This is a genomic window from Rhodoferax sp. UBA5149 (genome assembly GCF_002413825.1).
Classification (GTDB): Bacteria; Pseudomonadota; Gammaproteobacteria; order Burkholderiales; family Burkholderiaceae_C; genus Rhodoferax.
Genome location: NZ_DHXT01000103.1, coordinates 1 through 18046 on the forward strand (window position 1 = coordinate 1; position 18046 = coordinate 18046).

The following is an 18046-nucleotide window of genomic DNA, read 5'->3' on the forward strand; positions in this document are numbered from 1 at the left end:
AACTTGCGTGTTGATGTACTAGTCCATTTCTTTCACCGATTCCGATCCCAGGAGATTTCATCATGTCTACCACTTTTTTCATGCCCGCCGTCAACGTCATGGGCGCAGGCTGCCTGCAGGAAGCCGTTCAGACCATTCGCGGTCACGGCTTTCGCAAAGCCCTCATCGTCACGGACCATGTCCTCAGCAAGCTCGGTGTTGCGGCCCGTATCCAGTCGCTGCTGGCAGCGCAGTCGATCCAGTCCGTGGTGTTCGACGGTACCCAGCCCAACCCGACGGTTGGCAATGTCAGGGCCGGACTGGCCCAGCTGAAGCAACACCAGTGTGATTTCGTCATTTCCTTGGGCGGAGGATCTCCGCACGACTGCGCCAAGGGTATTGCACTGTGTGCGACCAATGGCGGCGAAATTGCCGACTACGAAGGAGTGGACCGCTCCGCCAAACCGCAGCTGCCGCTGGTGGCTATCAACACCACGGCCGGTACAGCCAGCGAAATGACCCGTTTTTGCATCATCACCGATGAAGTGCGGCACATCAAAATGGCCATCGTGGACCGCAACGTGACGCCCATCATGTCGGTCAACGATCCGGAACTGATGCTGGCCAAGCCCAAGGGCCTGACCGCCGCCACCGGCATGGATGCACTCACCCACGCCGTGGAAGCCTATGTGTCTACCGCGGCCACCCCCATCACCGACGCCTGCGCCCTGAAGGCGGTCGAACTGATCTCCCGCAACCTGCGCACGGCCGTAGCGCACGGCGACAACCTGCCGGCGCGCGAGCAAATGGCTTACGCACAGTTCCTGGCCGGCATGGCGTTCAACAACGCCTCACTGGGTTACGTTCACGCGATGGCGCATCAGCTCGGCGGCTTCTACGACCTGCCGCATGGCGTGTGCAATGCCCTGCTGCTGCCGCACGTGGAAGCGTTCAATGTGCAAACCTCGGCCGCCCGCCTCACCGATGTGGCGCGTGCCATGGGCGTGGTCGTCGAGGGCATGGATGCGGCGACCGGCGCCCAGGCCTGCCTTGCCGCCATCCGCCGACTTTCGGTGGACATCGGCATTCCAGCCAGCCTGAGCGAACTGGGTGTGAAAGAAAAAGACATTCCCTTGCTGGCCACGAACGCCCTCCAGGATGCCTGCGGCCTGACCAATCCGCGCAAGGCCAGCCAGGCTGACATCGAAGGCATCTTCCGTGGCGCGATGACTGCACCGACTCCGGCTGATGCAGGCCAGTCCTATGGCAAGGCCGCTCTCGAAACCGTGGCTGCCTGACGCCGTGGGCACGACGCCGTCACCGGTGTTCAGTGATTTGAAGCGGGCGGCGTTGAGCAAGCCTGCCCGTTAAAGCGCGCATGACCGAAACCCGACAAAGATGTCGTCGCGCCCGGGCAGGTAGAAGTTGCGGTACCGAGGGTTTTTCATACGGTCGCGGGTGGCAAACGAGGCGCCGCGCAACACCTTGTGCGTGCCAAACCAGGGTTCCGAGTAGTCGCGGTAGGGGTCGGCAGAAAATCCGGGGTAGGGTTGACAGGTGGTCCCGGTCCATTCCCACACATCGCCCCAGCGAAAGCCACGCCGACCGGCGTTGTGCGCCGCTACTTCCCATTCCACCTCGGCCGGCAAACGCCGGCCAGCCCAGCGACACCAGGCGTCGGCCTCCCACCAGCTCACGTGCATGACGGGCTGGCCGCCCAGCATGCGCCGCGCCGTGCCAAAACGGGTTTGCATCACCGCGCCGCTGGCCACACCGATCTGGTCCACATAGCGTGGGCCGCGGCGGCCTTCATCGGCGGCTTTTTCCTGCAACCACTGCCAGCCCTCAGGCTGCCACAGCTCGGGACGATCGTAGCCACTGTCATCCACGAACTCGACAAACTGTGCCCAGGTGACGGTCTGCGCGTCAATCTCGAACTCGGGCACCTGGACCTCATGCGGCGCGCGCTCGTTGTCAAACGTGAACCCGCTGCTACCCGCGCTGCCCAGTTGCCAGCGCGTGGCCGGCAGCAGCAAAGGTTCGCGCACCGTCCCAGGGCCAGGCGTCTTCAACTCCAGGGCTAAACCGAGGGTTTGCGCCATGTAAATCAGGGCCTCGCCGTGCATGTCCTCATGAAACAGGGCCAGGCGGTAAAAATACAGGGCGTCATCCTCATCTGGCGTCTTTTCCAGCAGCTCCAGGGTGGACTCCAGCGTGTCGAGCAGGTAGGTTTTGATGCTGCTCACGTCCGGAAGGGCCAGCGCCCAACGGCTGTCGTGCGCCACCTGGCCCGAATCCCACCACCGATCGGCCTGTGGCTCGATCGACGCCAGACGGGTCGCAGAGGGGTCGCAGCGGCGCCCGAGCTGTCGCTGCAGGTTGCGTCCGATCCAGTATTCCTGGAACCAGCCGACATGCCCGAGCTCCCACAAGGGTGGGTTGAGCTCCGGGGCGCAGGGCACCGCAAAATGGGAGGCGCCCAAGGCTGTTTCGTACTGCCCCATCCAATGCAGCGTATGGTTGCGCGCGTCCATCAGGGCCAGAGATAGAAGGTCACGTCCGGCCCGGCGCATGTCAGGCGAATCGATGGAAAGAGAAGGTATATTAAGCATGATGTATGACCGTGATTATTGCCTTAGCCCAGCACCGCCCGGGCCTTGCCTTCGAGACACTTCTCAGTGTTTACCCTAAACCAAAAACATCGGATCGCCAGGTTTCTCTCAGTCGTAACACGTTACGCTCCTAGCTCGAAAACTGTTCGCTTGCAGCACACGCTTCCAGATCGCGGTGGTCCGCTATTTCGCAATTTTCTAATGATGGAGACACCATGCATGCGCTTCTAAAACTCTCAAAGGCGGTCGACAGGCTGAACAGCCTGATTGGCAAATATGTGATCTGGTTGATTCTTGCCTCCACGGTCATCAGCGCCGTGAACGCCATCGTGCGCAAGACATTCAACGTGAGCTCCAACGCCTATCTTGAAGCGCAGTGGTATCTGTTTGCAGCCGCATTTTTGCTGGCCTCGGCCTACACCCTGCTCAATGGTGAACACGTCAAGATCGACGTCATCTACAGCCACTGGTCCAAGCGCACGCAAACGTGGATCGATATATTCGGGTTCACCTGCTTCCTGCTGCCATTTTGCGTCGCCATCCTGTGGTTCAGCGTTCCCTTCTTCCTCAAGGGCTTTCACTCCGGCGAAATGTCGTCCAACGCCGGGGGACTGATTCGCTGGCCGGTGTACGCCATGATGCCGCTGGGCTTTGGCCTGCTGCTGCTGCAAGGACTGTCTGAAATCATCAAGCGCCTCGCGTTTTTGCAGGGTCTGATCGAAGATCCAACGAACAAGAAGGTTGAAAAAACCGCAGAAGAAGAACTGGCAGAAGCCATTCTCCAGCTGGCTGAAGCCAAAGCTGCCAAGAATCACGCGGTCTGATCCAGGGAGACATAAATGGAATTTCTGATTCACAACATCGCCCCCATCATGTTCGGGGGACTCATTGTTTTCCTGCTGATGGGTTTTCCGGTGGCGTTCAGCCTGGGTGCCTGCGGCCTGTTTTTCGGCTTTGTCGGGATTGAGTTGGGCCTCCTGCCCGAAGCGCTGATGCAGGCCCTGCCGCTGCGCATCTTTGGCATCATGCAAAACGACACGCTCTTGGCCATTCCCTTCTTCACGCTGATGGGCTTGATACTGGAGCGCAGTGGCATGGCCGAAGATTTGCTCGACACCATCGGCCAGCTGTTTGGCCCGTTGCGCGGGGGCTTGGCCTTTGCCGTTATTTTTGTGGGTGCCTTGCTGGCCGCGACCACCGGGGTGGTGGCGGCCTCCGTGATTTCGATGGGCCTGATTTCGCTGCCCATCATGCTGCGCTATGGCTATGACCGCCGGGTCGCCTCCGGTGTCATTGCAGCCTCGGGCACGCTGGCCCAGATCATTCCGCCCTCGCTGGTGCTGATCATTCTGGCCGACCAACTGGGTCGCAGCGTGGGTGAAATGTACAAAGGCGCCTTCATCCCCGGCTTTGCCCTGACCGCCCTCTATGTCGGCTACGTGGTGCTGCTGACCTTTATTCGCCCGGCCTGGGTGCCTGCCTTGCCACCCGAAGCACGCACCATCCGTGAAGACAATGGCAAAAGTGGCCTGCGCTCGCTGCTGATTCTGACTATCGTCTCTACCGCGGTGGCGGTGTACCTGGGACAACACTACGCCCAAGTCGTGAGCTGGTTCAAGGGTGAAGCAGTATTGACCGTGGCCACCGATGAAACTATCGTGGTGTCACTGTGCGTCGGCGTGACGCTGGCATTTGTGATGGCGTTGATCAACAAGGCCACCCGATTGGGCCTGTTGTCACGCATGGCGGAGCGCGTCACCTTTGTGCTGATTCCCCCGCTACTGCTGATCTTTCTGGTACTGGGCACCATTTTCCTGGGGGTGGCGACGCCCACCGAAGGCGGTGCGATGGGAGCCATGGGCGCTTTGATCATGGCCATGAGCCGGGGTCGTTTGAGCATCAAGCTGCTGAAACAGGCCCTGACCGCGACCACCAAACTGTCGAGTTTTGTGGTGTTCATCCTGGTCGGCTCGACCGTCTTCAGCCTGGTGTTTCAAGGGGTTGACGGCGGAAAATGGGTGGAACACCTGTTGACCTCGGTCCCCGGCGGACAGGTGGGTTTCCTGATTGCGGTCAACCTGCTGATTTTCTTCCTGGCGTTTTTCCTGGACTTCTTTGAACTCTCGTTCATCGTCGTGCCCTTGCTGGCGCCGGTGGCCGAGAAGATGGGAATTGACCTGATCTGGTTCGGCGTCTTGCTGGGCGTGAACATGCAGACATCGTTCATGCATCCGCCTTTTGGCTTCGCCCTGTTCTACCTGCGCAGCGTCGCACCGGCAAAGGAATACGCCGACAAGCTCACCAAGAAGCTGATCCAGCCGGTCACCACCATGCAGATCTATTGGGGCGCCGTGCCCTTTGTGATAATTCAGATCATCATGGTCGGCCTGATCATTGCCTTCCCGGGCATCGTCTCAAGCGGACTGGACAAAAAGGAGGTGTTCGACCTGGACAAGGTCCGCATCGAAATGGAAGCCAGCATGCCCGACTCGATCGGACAAGAAAATCCGTTCGATGGCACGCCAGACGCAGCAGCCGGCCCAGCATCGGCCAAAAGCAGCGATGCCCCTCCCGTCGAGGACGACCCGCTGAAGGCGCTTCAGGAGTCGATGAAAAAGAAATAGCGCCTTGTCTGCCGCGCACCTGTTTGCGGCAAACCGGCGCAAGCCCCGCAGCATCTGCGGGGCTTTTTTATTGTCTGTTTCATGGCCAACAAAAACGAATCAACCGTCAAAAAAAAGCCCCGCGAAGCGAGGCTGTTTTAAAAACGCGAAAAGAACCGATTACAGCTTGACGGTGGCCATGTAGCTGTCGTAACGGAACTCAGAAAAACGCGCCCACAACAACTGGTCACGCTGGAATGCACGCATGTCCTGGTGAATCTTCTTGAACTCGGGTGATTTGGCTTCGTGCTCAGCAAACACTTCCATCGAGGCCTTGAAGCCGGCATCCATGAGTTCCTTCGAAAATGGCTTGAGCTGAGTCTTGTCGGCAACCAGCTTCTTCAAAGCAATCGGGTTGAAGGCGTCGTACTTGGCCGTCATGTCACGGGCCGCCACAGCGGTTGCCGCGTCAACAATCGCTTGGAATTCCGGTGACAGTGCCGCATAGGCTTTGGTATTGATGAAAAACTCCAACTCTGCGCCGCCTTCCCACCAGCCGGGATAGTAGTAGAAAGGCGCGACCTTGTTGAAACCCAGTTTTTGGTCGTCGTAGGGACCTACGAACTCGACAGCGTCGAGCGTGCCTTTTTCAAGTGCCTGGTACACGTCACCGGCCGGCATGTTCTGCGGCACAACGCCCAGCTTCTGCATGGCCTCACCGAAAATCCCACCGCCCATGCGCATTTTGAGACCCTTCAAGTCACTGACGGTCTTGATTTCCTTGCGGTACCAGCCGCCCATCTGCGTGCCGGTATTGCCCGCACTGCGGCTCTTGATGTTGTACGCGGCGTAAAACGCGTCCATCAGCTTGCGGCCATTGCCATGTTCCATCCAGGCATCCATCTGGCGGGCGGTCAGGCCAAAAGGCACGGCACAACCGAAGGAAAAAATGGGGTCCTTGCCGGTGAAATAGTAGGACGCCGTCTGGGCCATCTCGACCGTGCCATTCTGGATCGCATCCACCACGCCAAACGCTGGCATCAATTCGCCGGCGGCATGCACCGACACTTCAAACTTGCCACCCGACAGCGCTTTGACCGTCTTGGCAAACATCTCTGCGCTACCAAAAATGGTGTCGAGGGATTTCGGAAAGCTGGAAGCCATGCGCCAGCGAACATTTGCACCTTGTGCATGTACCGCGGGTGCGACAGCAGCCGCCAATACGCCCGCAATGCCTGCGTGCTTGATTAGAGAACGACGATCCATTGAGTTCACTCCTGGAGTAATTGATTGAACATCTCGCCATGCGGATACGCACAACGATGACCGATAACAGTCACAGCGGATTGTAGGATGTGCGCGACCCACGATGCGGGGGGTTTTCCCTTGCTGGACCGAAGGCGTGAACCCGCTTCAGGCCACCACTTTGAGTGCGGGGCGCCCGGACTCCAGCAGCGCCGCAAACCGTTTGAGGATTGAGGCCTGAATACCGGCAGCGTCCAGACCCTGCAGAGCCAATAATTTGATGGGGTCCCCGTGCTCGATGAATTCATCCTGCAAGCCCAGTTGCAGCAGTGGCTTGACCACCCCGGCTGCGTGCAGCGCTTCGCTGACGGCGCTGCCGGCGCCCCCCATGATGGCGCCCTCTTCCAGCGTGACGAGGCCTTCGTGTTCAGCCGCCACTTGAAGCAGCAGTTCAGTATCCAGCGGTTTGGCCCAGCGCATATTGACGACGGTGGCATTGAGCTTGTCCGCCACTTCCAGCGCGGGATAGAGCAGCGTACCAAAGGCCAGGATGGCAACGCCTTTGCCGGCGCGCCTGATTTCACCCTTGCCAAAGGGCAGCGCGTCCAGGCCCGCTTGCACCGGCACGCCGGCACCGGCGCCGCGCGGGTAACGCACGGCCACCGGGTGCGCCTGCGCAAACGCGGTGCAGAGCAGCTGGCGGCACTCGTTTTCGTCCGCCGGACAGGCCAGGCTGACGTTGGGAATACAGCGCAGATAGGGAATGTCGTAGGCCCCCGCATGGGTGGCACCATCGGCGCCGACCAGCCCGGCCCGGTCCAGCGCAAACACGACCGGCAGGTTTTGAATGGCGACGTCGTGAATCAGCTGGTCATAGGCGCGCTGCAGGAAGGTGGAGTAAATCGCCACCACCGGCTTCAGGCCCTCGCAGGCCAAGCCGGCGGCAAAGGTCACGGCGTGCTGCTCGGCAATGCCCACGTCGAAGAAGCGCGCCGGGAAGCGTTTTTCAAACTCCACCATGCCCGAGCCCTCGCGCATGGCCGGGGTGATGCCGACCAGACGCGGGTCATGCGCGGCCATGTCGCACAGCCAGCGGCCAAACACCTGGGTGAAGGTCTGCTGCGGCGGCGTGCTGGGCTTTTGCAGGCCGATGGCCGGGTCAAATTTGCCCGGACCGTGGTAGGCCACCGGATCGGCTTCGGCCAGCTTGTAGCCCTGGCCTTTTTTGGTGACCACGTGCAAAAACTGCGGGCCGGTCAGGTGCTTGATGTTTTCCAACGTGGGGATCAGCGAATCGAGGTCATGGCCGTCGATCGGACCGATGTAATTGAAGCCGAACTTCTCGAACAGCGTGGCGGGCACCACCATGCCTTTGGCGGTTTCTTCAATGCGCTTGGCCAGCTCAAACAGGGGTGGCGCGCCCTTGAGCACGGTCTTGCCTGCGTTCTTGGCGGTGGCATAAAACTGCCCGCTCATGAGCTTGGCCAGGTAACGGTTCAGCGCGCCGACCGGCGGGCTGATGCTCATGTCGTTGTCGTTCAGGATGACCAGCAGATTGCAGTCGGCCACACCGGCGTTGTTGAGCGCTTCAAAGGCCATGCCGGCCGTCAAGGCGCCGTCGCCGATGATCGCAATCGCGCGGCGCTCTTCACCCTTGATTTTGGCCGCCAGCGCCATGCCCAAAGCGGCTGAAATGGAGGTGCTGGAATGGGCCGTGCCGAAATCGTCGTATTCGCTTTCCGCGCGTTGCGGAAAACCGCTCAAACCACCGAACTGACGCAATGAGTCCATGCGATCGCGCCGTCCGGTCAGGATTTTGTGCGGGTAGGTCTGGTGGCCCACATCCCACACCACACGGTCATGCGGGGTGTTGAACACATAGTGCAAGGCGACCGTGAGCTCCACCGTGCCGAGGTTGGAGCTCAGGTGCCCCCCGGTTTTCGAGACGCTGTCGAGCACATACGCACGCAGCTCGGCGGCCAGCGTGTCCAGCTGTGCGCGGGGCAGGCGCCGCAGATCGGCGGGGTCATTGATGGTTTGCAGCAAGGGGTACAACTTGTTCGGCATATGCTATGTTTTTTATAGCTGTCAGCGCTTATTACATAAGGGCTAGATGGCTATTTTCCTAATATTCGTTACGGCCAGACCGGTTTTGTTTCAGAGTGCCGTTTCAGCACGAACGGTTCACCACCATCTCGGCCAGCCCTTGCAGTGCCTCGGTGTGGCGCAAACCACTCTGCGCCAGCGCCGCCAGCGCCTGGCCCAACAACTCCTGGGCATGCGCGGCCGAGCGTTCCAGTCCGAGCACCGAGACATAGGTGGGCTTGTCCTGGCTGGCGTCCTTGCCGGCCGTTTTGCCCAGCGTAGCAGAGTCTGCCGTCACGTCCAGAATATCATCCACCACCTGAAACGCCAGGCCGATGGCCGCGCCATACCGGCCGAGCGCCGCTTGCGCCACGTTGGGCGCATCGCCACAGGCGGCCCCCATCATCACGCTGGCCTGCAACAGGGCACCGGTCTTGAGGCGGTGCATGTCGCGCAACTGGCTCTCGCTGAGGGCCACGCCGACGCTGGCCAGGTCAATCGCCTGGCCGCCTGCCATGCCGGCGCTGCCAGCGGCCCGCGCCAGCAGGCGACAAAGGCGCGCCTGCTGCGCTGCCGGCATTTCATCCATCTCAGGCGTCAACAATTCAAACGCCAAGGCCTGCAAGGCGTCGCCGGCCAGCAGGGCGCTGGCCTCGCCAAATTTCACATGCACCGTCGGCTTGCCGCGGCGCAGCACATCGTTGTCCATGCACGGCATGTCGTCATGCACCAGCGAATAGGCGTGAATCAGTTCCACGGCGCACGCGGCGCGCAACGCCGCCTCACAATGGCCAGCGCGCAGCGCGGCTTCGTCATGCCCGGCCATCGCCGTCTCGCCACTGACCGCCTCCCAGGCTGCCATGACCAGCAGCGGGCGCAGCCGCTTGCCGCCGTCCAGCACGGCGTAGCGCATGGCTTCGACCAGCTCGGCGGGCGCGCCATGGTCCACACCGGCGGGGGCCTCGGCGGTTACCCAGCGCTCCAGCGCGCGCTCGACACGGTCCAGATGCGCCGCGCTCCAGGCACCCAGATCAAAGGGGGTCTCAATTTTCACTCGGGTGTCCACGTTTTAAGCACGCCTTGATCCAGCACTTTGATCTGATCCTCGACCGCTTCCAGCCGGTCACGGCAAAATTTGAGCAGTTCAGCGCCACGCTGGTATTGGGTGAGCAGTTGCGCCAGCGGCAAGTCGCCCGACTCCAGCCGGGCAACCAGCTGTTCAAGCTCTTCCTGAGCGGCCTCAAAACTGACCGGGGCAAGGACAACAGGACGGGGGGCAGAAGCCATAGGGCGGGAAATTCCGTGGGTCAAAAAAGTCTGATTTTAGGCGCTGGGGTGAAAAATGCGCCAAAGGCTTTCAGGACGCCCGTTTTTTGCGTTCCATCATGCGCCACACAAAGGGCGTGAAGATCAGTTGCATGGCGAGCTCCATCTTGCCGCCAGGCACCACGACGGTATTGGCACGGGACATGAATGAGTCCTTGATCATGTTGAGCAGGTACTGGAAATCAATGCCCTTGGGGTTGGCAAAACGGATCACCACCATGCTCTCATCCGGCGACGGGATGTCGCGCGCGATGAACGGGTTGGAGGTGTCCACCATCGGCACGCGCTGGAAGTTCACGTGCGTGTGCATGAACTGCGGGCAGATGTAGTTCACGTAGTCGGGCATGCGGCGCAGGATGGTGTCGGTCACCGCCTCGGTGCTGTAGCCGCGCTTGGACTTGTCACGCCACAGCTTCTGGATCCACTCCAGGTTGATGACCGGCACCACGCCGATCAGCAGGTCCGGGTGCTGGGCGATGTTGACTTCGGGCGTGACGACGGCGCCATGCAGGCCTTCGTAAAACAGCAGGTCGGTGTCGGCCGGTACGTCCTCCCACGCGGTGAAGGTGCCGGGCTGCTGCTGGTACGGGGCCGCCTCTTCGCTGTCGTGCAGGTATTTGCGGCGCTTACCGGTGCCGGTGGCCGCGTAGTCGTGAAACAGTTGCGCCAGCTCGGGAAAAAGATTATTTTCCGGCCCGAAGTGGCTGAAGTTATGGTTGCCGGCGGCCTCGGCCTCGGCGGCCCGGGCCTTCATGTCCTGGCGGTCGAAGCGGTGAAAGCTGTCGCCTTCGACGATGGCGGCATTCACCTTCTCGCGGCGGAAGATGTTCTCGAAGGTGTGCGTGACCGAGGAGGTACCGGCGCCGCTCGACCCGGTGATGGCAATGATGGGATGGCGTTCAGACATGGTGGCCTCTCATGAAGTTGATAATTTATATAAAACAGGCCGCTAGCCCCCGTTCACATTGCGTAAGCTGCTATTAAATTAATAGCAAAACAAATGAGGGCCCAAGCTATTGGCTTCTGAACAAACTGCGTTCGGCAAACAGCGGGTTAGCCGCTTCGGCCCGGACCGGCTCGGCGTGGTAGCGCTCGATGCGCTCGACCTCGTTTTTGGAGCCAAACACCAGGCCGATGCGTTGGTGCAGCGAGCTCGGCTGCACCCCCAGCATGGGTTTTTCGCCGGTGCTGGCGCGGCCACCGGCCTGCTCCATGATCCAGCCCACCGGATTGGCCTCGTACAGCAGGCGCAAACGGCCCGACTTGGTCGGGTCCTTGGTGTCGCGTGGGTACAGGAAGACGCCGCCGCGCATGAGAATGCGGTGCGCCTCGGCCACCATGCTGGCGATCCAGCGCATATTGAAGTCCTTGGCGCGCGGCCCGGTCTGGCCCGCCAGGCATTCATCCACATAACGCTTGACCGGGGCCTCCCAAAACCGGCTGTTGGAGGCGTTGATGGCGAACTCGTGGGTGTCTTGCGGAATCTGCATCTTGGGGTGCGTGAGCATGAATTCGCCCAGGTTCGGGTCCAGTGTGAAACCGTTGACGCCATCGCCCACGGTGAGCACCAGCATGGTGGTCGGCCCATACAGCGCGTAACCGGCGGCCACCTGGCTGCTGCCGGGTTGCAAGAAATCGGCCTCGGCAACATCGCGCTGCGGCTCGGGTCCGCTGTCCACCACGTCCTGGGGGGCGCGCAGAACCGAGAAGATGCTGCCGACCGAGAGGTTGACGTCGATATTGCTGGAGCCATCCAGCGGATCAAACACCAGCAGGTATTTGCCGCGCGGGTACTGCCCCGGAATCTGGTACGGCAAGTCCATCTCTTCCGACGCCATGCCCGCCAGATGACCGGCCCATTCGGTGCGCCGGATGAAAACCTCGTTGCTCAGCACATCGAGCTTTTTTTGCGTCTCGCCCTGCACGTTGACCGAGTCGCCGGCCTCGTCCGCATGGTTGCCCATGACGCCGCCCAGTTCGCCCAGGGCGACGGCGCGGGCAATCGCTTTGCAGGCCAGCGCCACGTCCAGAATCAGGGCGTTGAAATCGCCACTGGCGCCGGGGAAGCGACGGCGTTCCTCGATCAGGAACTGGGTCAGGGTCGAGCGGTGCGAGCGATGGGTGAGTGGCATGGTGGTTCTTTCGGATTTCTTGCTTCAGTGTTCGGCGCGGGCCGAGGTGGCGGCAACGCCTGCCGTGCGCGGACTCGCTTCAAACCAGAGACGCAATTGCGCCAGATCCAGCTGGCTCAGATCGGGCAGCACCTGCATCGCGCTGGAGAAGTCATGCTGCGCGGTGTAGCGCGTGGGCGTGATCACCGTGGCCAGCCCGGCGGCCGCAGCCGCGCGCAAGCCGTTGCTGGAGTCTTCAAACGCCAGGCATTGCGCCGACGACAACTGGAGCGCGGCCAGCATCTGCAGATAGACCTGCGGATGCGGTTTTTTAAGCGGCGCGCTGGAGGCGTCGCCAATGGCCGAGAAGTTCAGCCGCCAGTCCGAGCCCATCGCACGCCGCAGCAAGGCCGCAATATTGACCGGTGAGGTGGTGGTGGCAATCGCCAATTGCAGACCCTGGGCCAGGGCCTCGTTTATCAGCCTGAGCACACCCGGGCGCAAACCGACGGCGCCGCTGTTGACCGCGCTCTCGTAGGCGGCGGTCTTGATCTCGTGCAGCCGGTTCACCGTGTCTTGCAGGGCCATGGCTTCGAGCTCGCGCAGCGCCGGCTGAGCCGTTTTCCAGTAATGCAGGATGCGCTCCTTGCCGCCCGAGATGTTGAGCAGCTCGGTGTAGAGCGCCTCGTCCCACGCCCACCCCAGGCCGAGCTCGGCAAAGGCGTGGTTGAAGGCGGCAAGGTGTGCGCTTTCGGTGTCGGCCAGCGTGCCATCCACATCAAAAATCAGGGCTTGAAGGGTGTTGGCAGACATGGGCTTCTTTCAAGGTGATTGAGAAATGGGCTTCATCCGTGCGTGAAGGTCGATTTACTTTAAACGCCTTAACTCATAAACTCAAATCACGTTTTATTAAAAAATCATCAGTTCAAGCTGATGAAATACAGAAATTTCCCATGCGCCCCTACACCCTGAAACAAATCCAGACCTTCATGGAAGTGGCGCGCCAGCGCTCGGTGTCCAAGGCGGCGGAGCGGCTGTTTGTCACCCAGCCCGCCGTGTCGATGCAAATCCGCCAGCTCGAAGATGCGTTTGGCGTGCCCTTGATCGAGCCCGCCGGGCGCAACATCCAGCTCACTCATGCCGGCGAGGCCTTTTTGACGCACGCGATTGCGGCCATGGGCCAGCTCAAAGACCTGGAAGCCCTGATGGCCGAGCATGTCGGTCTCACCAAGGGCCGCATCGACCTAGCCGTGGTCAGCACCGCCAAATACTTCATTCCCATGCTGCTGGTGCGCTTTGGCAAGCTGTTTCAGGGCATTGACATCCAGCTCAAGATCGACAACCGCGAAAACATTCTGGGCCTGCTGGCGCGCAACGAGGCCGATCTGGTGGTGATGGGCCGCGCGCCTGCCCACCTGGACTGCGAAGCCACGTCTTTTGCCAGCAACCCGCTGGCCATCGTGGCGGCGCCCGACCATGCCCTGGTGCGACGCAAGCACTTGCCGTTTTCCGCCCTGGCTGACTACGGCTTTGTGGTGCGTGAAGAAGGCTCGGGCACCCGTGCCGCGATGCAGCGGCTGTTTGCCGAGCACCAGATGCCGATGAAGGTGGTGATGGAAATGCCCAGCAACGAGACCATCAAGCAAGCCGTGATGGCCGGCATGGGCCTGAGCTTCTTGTCGCTGCGCACGGTGCGCCATGAACTGGCCAGCGGCCACATCGCACTGGTGGACATTGAAGGCCTGCCCGTGATGGGTGACTGGTACATCACGCACCTGAGCCACAAAAAACTGTCCCCGGTGGCCCGTGCTTTCAAGGAATTCCTGATCGAGCAGGGGGGCGGTTTGATGGATTCGTGGAGTTGATGTTGAAACGCTCAGCGCTGAATATCAGCCGCACGCTTGCGCCAGGCAATAGGCCGGAATTGAGAAATCCTAGCCCTCCAACACCTCATGCAAAGCCACCAGCGCCTGGGTCAGCTTGTGGTTGGGGTCGAGGTAAATCATGGGCAGTGACTGCTCGTGGGATTCGCGGATCTTGACCGAGGACGGCAGATAGGGCTGCAGCACCGGCAGGCCTTCTTCGATCAGCTCGTTGACCATGCGCTGGGGCAGGTTGGCACGCGTCTGGAACTGGTTGACGACGATGCCTTTCACCACCAGATCGGGGTTGTGATCGGCCCGGATTTCCTGCACGTTGTCCATCAGGGTGTAGAGCGCCTTGCGGGAAAAGTCGTCGCAGTCAAACGGGATCAGGCAGCCGCTGGCGCCGATCAGGGCCGAGCGGGTGAAAAAGTTCAGCGCGGGCGGCGTGTCGATGTAGATGCGGTCGTAGTCATTGGCCAGTTGCCGCAGGGCCTCGCGCAGCTTGTAGATTTTTTGGCGCGACTCCAGCTTGGCCTGCAGTTCGTTCAAGCCCGGGTGCGAGGGCATCAGGTCCAGCCCCTCGTGCGGCGTGGCCACGATGAACTCGCTGGGCAACACGGTGCGAAAACTGTAGCTCAGGGAATGCTCAAAAAATCCGGCCACGGTGGGCTGATCTTCGCTCGCCTGGCTGCCTTGCAAATAGCTGCTGGAATTGCCCTGCGGGTCCAGGTCGATCACCAGGGTACGCAGGCCCTGGCTGGCACTGATGGCCGCCAGATTGCAGGTGATGGTGGACTTGCCGACCCCCCCTTTTTGGTTAAAAACGACAAGCGGCATGACACGGCTCCTTGTGCGGGTGGACGATTGAACAGATGGACAACCCGATTGTGCCCGGCTTCATCACATCATTAAAAACTGATGAACAAAGAAATTTATTTTAGTTTTCATTATGAATAAGCCTCCCTATAGTCCGACTCATCGCCACACTACCGGAGAGTTCACATGGACCAGTCCAAGCGCTACGCCGACCTGAGCCTGAGGGAAGAAGAGCTGATCCAGGGCGGCCGCCACATTCTGGTCGCCTACACGATGAAGCCCAAACCGGGCCACGGCTACCTGGAAGCGGCCGCCCACTTTGCCGCCGAGTCCTCCACCGGCACCAACGTCGAGGTCTCCACCACCGACGATTTCACCAAGGGCGTGGACGCCTTGGTTTATCACATCGACGAAGCGTCCGAGGACCTGCGCATCGCCTATCCGCTGGAGCTGTTTGATCGCAATATGACCGATGGCCGCTTCATGCTGGTGTCCTTCCTGACCCTGGTGATCGGCAACAACCAGGGCATGGGCGACATCGCGCACGCCAAAATGATCGACTTTTACATGCCCGAGCGCGTGATCCAGATGTTTGACGGCCCGGCGAAAGACATCTCGGACCTGTGGCGCATCCTGGGGCGCCCGGTGGTCAACGGCGGCTACATCGCCGGCACCATCATCAAGCCCAAGCTCGGTCTGCGTCCGGCGCCATTCGCCCAGGCCGCCTACCAGTTCTGGCTCGGTGGCGACTTCATCAAGAACGACGAACCGCAGGGCAATCAGGTGTTCGCCCCGATCAAGAAAACCCTGCCGCTGGTGTACGACGCACTCAAGCGCGCCCAGGACGAGACCGGCCAGCCCAAGCTGTTCTCCATGAACATCACGGCCGACGACCACTATGAAATGCTGGCCCGCGCCGACTACGCGCTGGAGACCTTCGGCCCGGATGCCGACAAGCTGGCCTTCCTGGTGGATGGCTTCGTCGGCGGCCCCGGCATGATCACCACGGCCCGGCGCCAGTACCCGAACCAGTACCTGCACTACCACCGCGCCGGTCACGGCATGATCACCTCACCCTCCGCCAAGCGCGGCTACACCGCCTTCGTGCTGGCCAAGATGAGCCGCCTGCAAGGCGCCTCGGGCATCCACGTCGGCACCATGGGTTACGGCAAGATGGAAGGCGAAAGTGACGACCGGGTGATCGCCTACATGATCGAGCGCGACGAGTGTCAAGGCCCGATCTATTTCCAGAAATGGTTTGGCGTCAAGCCCACCACGCCCATCATCTCCGGCGGCATGAACGCGCTGCGCCTGCCCGGCTTCTTCCAGAACCTGGGCCACGGCAACGTGATCAACACCGCCGGGGGCGGCGCCTACGGCCACGTCGACAGCCCGGCCGCCGGTGCCATTTCCCTGCGCCAATCCTATGAATGCTGGAAGTCAGGGGCCGACCCGATCGAATTTGCCCGCGAACACCGGGAGTTTGCCCGCGCCTTTGAGTCCTTCCCCGGCGACGCCGACACGCTGTTTCCCGGCTGGCGCGACAAGCTCGGCGTGGGCCGGTAAATTCAGGCCGGCATCAGGGCATCCAAGCTTCCGCGCAACAGCGCCGGCAGGCGCTCCAGCCCCATCTTGAAGCCGCAAGCCTGCGCGTGACCGCCACCGCGCATGCTTTCGGCCAGGGGGATGCAGTTGAAGCTGCGCTGCGAGCGCAGCCCGACCTTGATGACGCCGCTTTTGTCGGCGCTCCACATCAGCGCAAAAGTGCCACTCTGTCTGGAGAGGATGTCACCGATCAGGCTGTGAAAAACGCCGGGCGCATTGACCATCAGTCCGCTCACGCCATTGAAGCTGAGAGCCTGGGCGCCCTCGGCGAGGTCGACGGCCAGCTTGCTGAACTTCTCGTCCATGGCGCGTCCACGCTCAATGTAGAGGGACAACTGAAGCGCATCGAACGCAGCGATCTCTCTCCAGCGTTCAAAATCGAACGGTTCCATGTCCAAAGCGGCCAGAAAGCCCGCGCTCTCGGGGTATTGCCACGTCCAGATGTCGCGGTCCTCCACAAAACGCACCAGATCGGGCACCGCTTGCTCGGGCTGGAAGAACTCCCAGGCCAATCTCGCGCCCGACTTGTTCATGTCGAAGTGCACGATGCCGCAACGGCAGGAAAAGCCGGTCAGCTTGTCCGCGGCGCTCTTGTGGTGGTCGAGCATGACCAGCTTGGCGGCGCGTTCCTCAATGCTGCGCAGCAGTTCGGGTGCGAATGAAAAATCGAGAATGTAGACGGCGCGACCCTCAAGAGCTGGCAGGTCAGCCACCGACTTGATGTCGCCATGGTCCAGCCCCAAAAACTCCGCCCGACCCTCGTAGTAGAGCCAGGCCGCCAGGGCCGACGCAAAACCGTCCGGGCAGTTGCGACCGTGGTAGAGGACCAGCGGCTGCGGGTCTTTTTTATCGGGGGCAATAAGCAGGCTCAGGGGAAGAATGGTTTTCATGATGGAACAGTACTTTTGAAACGGTATTGGGTAGTGATTTTAGAATTTCAGGAGGCCTGGGAGCCAAAGTGCGTCAACGGCTTATCGCGTTTAGCTATACATTTTATAGCTACATAAATAGCATTGACGGGGGCTAGAGGCCTATTTGTTACAAAATATAATGTTGAGATGAACGTCACTGAAACTCCGCCATTTTTCATCGCCAGTGTCGAGCCTGACGGGCTGCAGTTTGATGCCTGGTCCACGCAACCCCTGCTGGCCTCGCTGGAGCAGGGCGGCATCGATTGGCCCAGCTCATGTCGCAACGGAACTTGCCGCACCTGCATAGCGCAACTGGCGCACGGCCAGGTGCGTTATGACATCGAGTGGCCAGGCTTGAGTCTGGAGGAAAAGGCCGAGGGCTATGTGCTTCCCTGCGTCGCTTTTCCATGTTCGGACCTCGTCCTGAAAATTTGATCCCTCGGAGGCCGCGCCTGTCTTTCAGGAAGACCGCAAATCGGGACGCGGAATCTTCTTGAACCGGATCTTGCGATCGAGCTCAATCGCGTCTTTCTTGACCTGACGTTGCGCATCCAGCTTTTGTCCGGCGGCCAGCCATTCGGCAAATTCCTCGGGCGTCTCCAGCGTGATGCGGCCCATCACCGCCGCCCGAAAATCATAGATCGCGATCTCCGCCGCTTTTTGCAAGTTGACGCGTTTGCCCCCTTGCAGGGCGCCGCGTTTGCGGCCAATGGCCTCCAGCAGTTCTTCGTCGCTCAGGCTGGCCACACCCTCCAGCTTGAAACGCGCCGCCACCAGTCCCGCGTAATGGGTTTTCAGGTAATCCAGCAGCTCCAGCGCCACCTCTTCTTCGTTGAATGCGTTGCGGCCGATGGCGCCGCTGGCGGCCAGGTTGTAGCCGCTTTTGGC

The 18046-nt window shown here is 60.9% G+C and carries 17 protein-coding genes; 6 read left to right on the plus strand and 11 right to left on the minus strand.

Annotated features, from left to right (window positions below):
• The first annotated feature begins 59 nt into the window (after window positions 1–59).
• A complete protein-coding gene (gene yiaY, locus B3V69_RS09345; RefSeq protein WP_296445954.1) occupies window positions 60–1277 on the plus strand; it encodes an L-threonine dehydrogenase in 1218 nt (405 codons plus the stop codon).
• A gap of 69 nt (window positions 1278–1346) precedes the next feature.
• On the opposite strand, the gene senA is transcribed toward yiaY, so the two are convergent.
• On the minus strand, window positions 1347–2591 hold the full coding sequence (gene senA / locus B3V69_RS09350; RefSeq protein WP_296445903.1) for a selenoneine synthase SenA: 1245 nt from the start codon (window positions 2589–2591) through the stop codon (window positions 1347–1349).
• A 215-nt stretch (window positions 2592–2806) separates the two neighbouring features.
• On the opposite strand from senA, the gene B3V69_RS09355 reads away from it, so the two are divergent.
• A complete protein-coding gene (locus B3V69_RS09355; protein ID WP_296445905.1) occupies window positions 2807–3415 on the plus strand; it encodes a TRAP transporter small permease subunit in 609 nt (202 codons plus the stop codon).
• A 15-nt stretch (window positions 3416–3430) separates the two neighbouring features.
• A complete protein-coding gene (locus B3V69_RS09360) occupies window positions 3431–5215 on the plus strand; it encodes a TRAP transporter large permease (protein WP_296445907.1) in 1785 nt (594 codons plus the stop codon).
• A 159-nt stretch (window positions 5216–5374) separates the two neighbouring features.
• Here B3V69_RS09360 and B3V69_RS09365 read toward each other — a convergent pair whose 3' ends face one another.
• The 7 genes from B3V69_RS09365 to B3V69_RS09395 form a co-directional block, all read right to left on the minus strand.
• Entirely contained in the window at window positions 5375–6460 is a 1086-nt protein-coding gene (locus tag B3V69_RS09365) for a TRAP transporter substrate-binding protein (protein ID WP_296445909.1), read from the minus strand.
• 147 nt (window positions 6461–6607) lie between these two features.
• Window positions 6608–8506 (minus strand): 1-deoxy-D-xylulose-5-phosphate synthase, encoded by a 1899-nt coding sequence (gene dxs, locus B3V69_RS09370; RefSeq protein ID WP_296445911.1) that lies wholly within the window; start codon window positions 8504–8506, stop codon window positions 6608–6610.
• A 103-nt stretch (window positions 8507–8609) separates the two neighbouring features.
• Window positions 8610–9578, minus strand: a complete 969-nt coding sequence (locus tag B3V69_RS09375) for a polyprenyl synthetase family protein (RefSeq protein WP_296445913.1) — start codon at window positions 9576–9578, stop codon at window positions 8610–8612.
• On the minus strand, window positions 9575–9811 hold the full coding sequence (gene xseB, locus B3V69_RS09380) for an exodeoxyribonuclease VII small subunit (RefSeq protein WP_296445915.1): 237 nt from the start codon (window positions 9809–9811) through the stop codon (window positions 9575–9577). The genes B3V69_RS09375 and xseB overlap by 4 nt, the downstream gene beginning before the upstream one ends.
• Before the next feature lie 70 nt (window positions 9812–9881).
• Window positions 9882–10757 carry a phosphoribulokinase gene (locus B3V69_RS09385; protein ID WP_296445918.1) on the minus strand — a complete coding sequence of 292 codons (876 nt, stop codon included), beginning with the start codon at window positions 10755–10757 and terminating at the stop codon, window positions 9882–9884.
• 106 nt (window positions 10758–10863) lie between these two features.
• Window positions 10864–11982 (minus strand): class 1 fructose-bisphosphatase, encoded by a 1119-nt coding sequence (locus tag B3V69_RS09390; protein ID WP_296445920.1) that lies wholly within the window; start codon window positions 11980–11982, stop codon window positions 10864–10866.
• A 24-nt stretch (window positions 11983–12006) separates the two neighbouring features.
• A complete protein-coding gene (locus B3V69_RS09395) occupies window positions 12007–12774 on the minus strand; it encodes an HAD-IA family hydrolase (RefSeq protein ID WP_296445921.1) in 768 nt (255 codons plus the stop codon).
• A 140-nt stretch (window positions 12775–12914) separates the two neighbouring features.
• On the opposite strand from B3V69_RS09395, the gene B3V69_RS09400 reads away from it, so the two are divergent.
• Window positions 12915–13826: a LysR family transcriptional regulator gene (locus B3V69_RS09400; protein ID WP_296445923.1), complete on the plus strand. Its 912-nt coding sequence runs from the start codon at window positions 12915–12917 to the stop codon at window positions 13824–13826.
• Between the two features lie 69 nt (window positions 13827–13895).
• Here the strand turns inward: B3V69_RS09400 and B3V69_RS09405 are convergent, their stop codons facing one another.
• The gene (locus tag B3V69_RS09405) at window positions 13896–14663 is read right to left on the minus strand and encodes a ParA family protein (protein WP_296445925.1); all 768 of its coding nucleotides are present in this window, start codon (window positions 14661–14663) and stop codon (window positions 13896–13898) included.
• A gap of 165 nt (window positions 14664–14828) precedes the next feature.
• Here B3V69_RS09405 and B3V69_RS09410 point away from each other — a divergent pair, with 165 nt between their 5' ends.
• Window positions 14829–16208: a ribulose-bisphosphate carboxylase gene (locus tag B3V69_RS09410; protein WP_296445928.1), complete on the plus strand. Its 1380-nt coding sequence runs from the start codon at window positions 14829–14831 to the stop codon at window positions 16206–16208.
• 2 nt (window positions 16209–16210) lie between these two features.
• Here B3V69_RS09410 and B3V69_RS09415 read toward each other — a convergent pair whose 3' ends face one another.
• A complete protein-coding gene (locus B3V69_RS09415; protein ID WP_296445929.1) occupies window positions 16211–17137 on the minus strand; it encodes a DHH family phosphoesterase in 927 nt (308 codons plus the stop codon).
• Window positions 17138–17305: 168 nt separating this feature from the next.
• On the opposite strand from B3V69_RS09415, the gene B3V69_RS09420 reads away from it, so the two are divergent.
• Window positions 17306–17593, plus strand: coding sequence for a 2Fe-2S iron-sulfur cluster-binding protein (locus B3V69_RS09420; protein ID WP_296445931.1), 288 nt, complete (start codon window positions 17306–17308; stop codon window positions 17591–17593).
• 24 nt (window positions 17594–17617) lie between these two features.
• On the opposite strand, the gene B3V69_RS09425 is transcribed toward B3V69_RS09420, so the two are convergent.
• A partial coding sequence (locus tag B3V69_RS09425; protein ID WP_422662608.1) for a YlqF/YawG family GTPase occupies window positions 17618–18046 on the minus strand: 429 nt, incomplete at its 5' end.

Bases quoted from the DNA above. Each gene is read 5' to 3' on its own strand.
- B3V69_RS09410 (WP_296445928.1), top strand. From the start codon at position 14,829: ATGGACCAGTCCAAGCGCTACGCCGACCTGAGCCTGAGGGAAGAAGAG.
- senA (WP_296445903.1), bottom strand. From the start codon at position 2,591: ATGCTTAATATACCTTCTCTTTCCATCGATTCGCCTGACATGCGCCGG.
- B3V69_RS09385 (WP_296445918.1), bottom strand. From the start codon at position 10,757: ATGTCTGAACGCCATCCCATCATTGCCATCACCGGGTCGAGCGGCGCC.
- B3V69_RS09415 (WP_296445929.1), bottom strand. From the start codon at position 17,137: ATGAAAACCATTCTTCCCCTGAGCCTGCTTATTGCCCCCGATAAAAAA.
- dxs (WP_296445911.1), bottom strand. From the start codon at position 8,506: ATGCCGAACAAGTTGTACCCCTTGCTGCAAACCATCAATGACCCCGCC.
- B3V69_RS09400 (WP_296445923.1), top strand. From the start codon at position 12,915: ATGCGCCCCTACACCCTGAAACAAATCCAGACCTTCATGGAAGTGGCG.
- B3V69_RS09355 (WP_296445905.1), top strand. From the start codon at position 2,807: ATGCATGCGCTTCTAAAACTCTCAAAGGCGGTCGACAGGCTGAACAGC.
- B3V69_RS09360 (WP_296445907.1), top strand. From the start codon at position 3,431: ATGGAATTTCTGATTCACAACATCGCCCCCATCATGTTCGGGGGACTC.
- xseB (WP_296445915.1), bottom strand. From the start codon at position 9,811: ATGGCTTCTGCCCCCCGTCCTGTTGTCCTTGCCCCGGTCAGTTTTGAG.
- B3V69_RS09365 (WP_296445909.1), bottom strand. From the start codon at position 6,460: ATGGATCGTCGTTCTCTAATCAAGCACGCAGGCATTGCGGGCGTATTG.
- B3V69_RS09420 (WP_296445931.1), top strand. From the start codon at position 17,306: ATGAACGTCACTGAAACTCCGCCATTTTTCATCGCCAGTGTCGAGCCT.
- B3V69_RS09390 (WP_296445920.1), bottom strand. From the start codon at position 11,982: ATGCCACTCACCCATCGCTCGCACCGCTCGACCCTGACCCAGTTCCTG.
- B3V69_RS09395 (WP_296445921.1), bottom strand. From the start codon at position 12,774: ATGTCTGCCAACACCCTTCAAGCCCTGATTTTTGATGTGGATGGCACG.
- B3V69_RS09405 (WP_296445925.1), bottom strand. From the start codon at position 14,663: ATGCCGCTTGTCGTTTTTAACCAAAAAGGGGGGGTCGGCAAGTCCACC.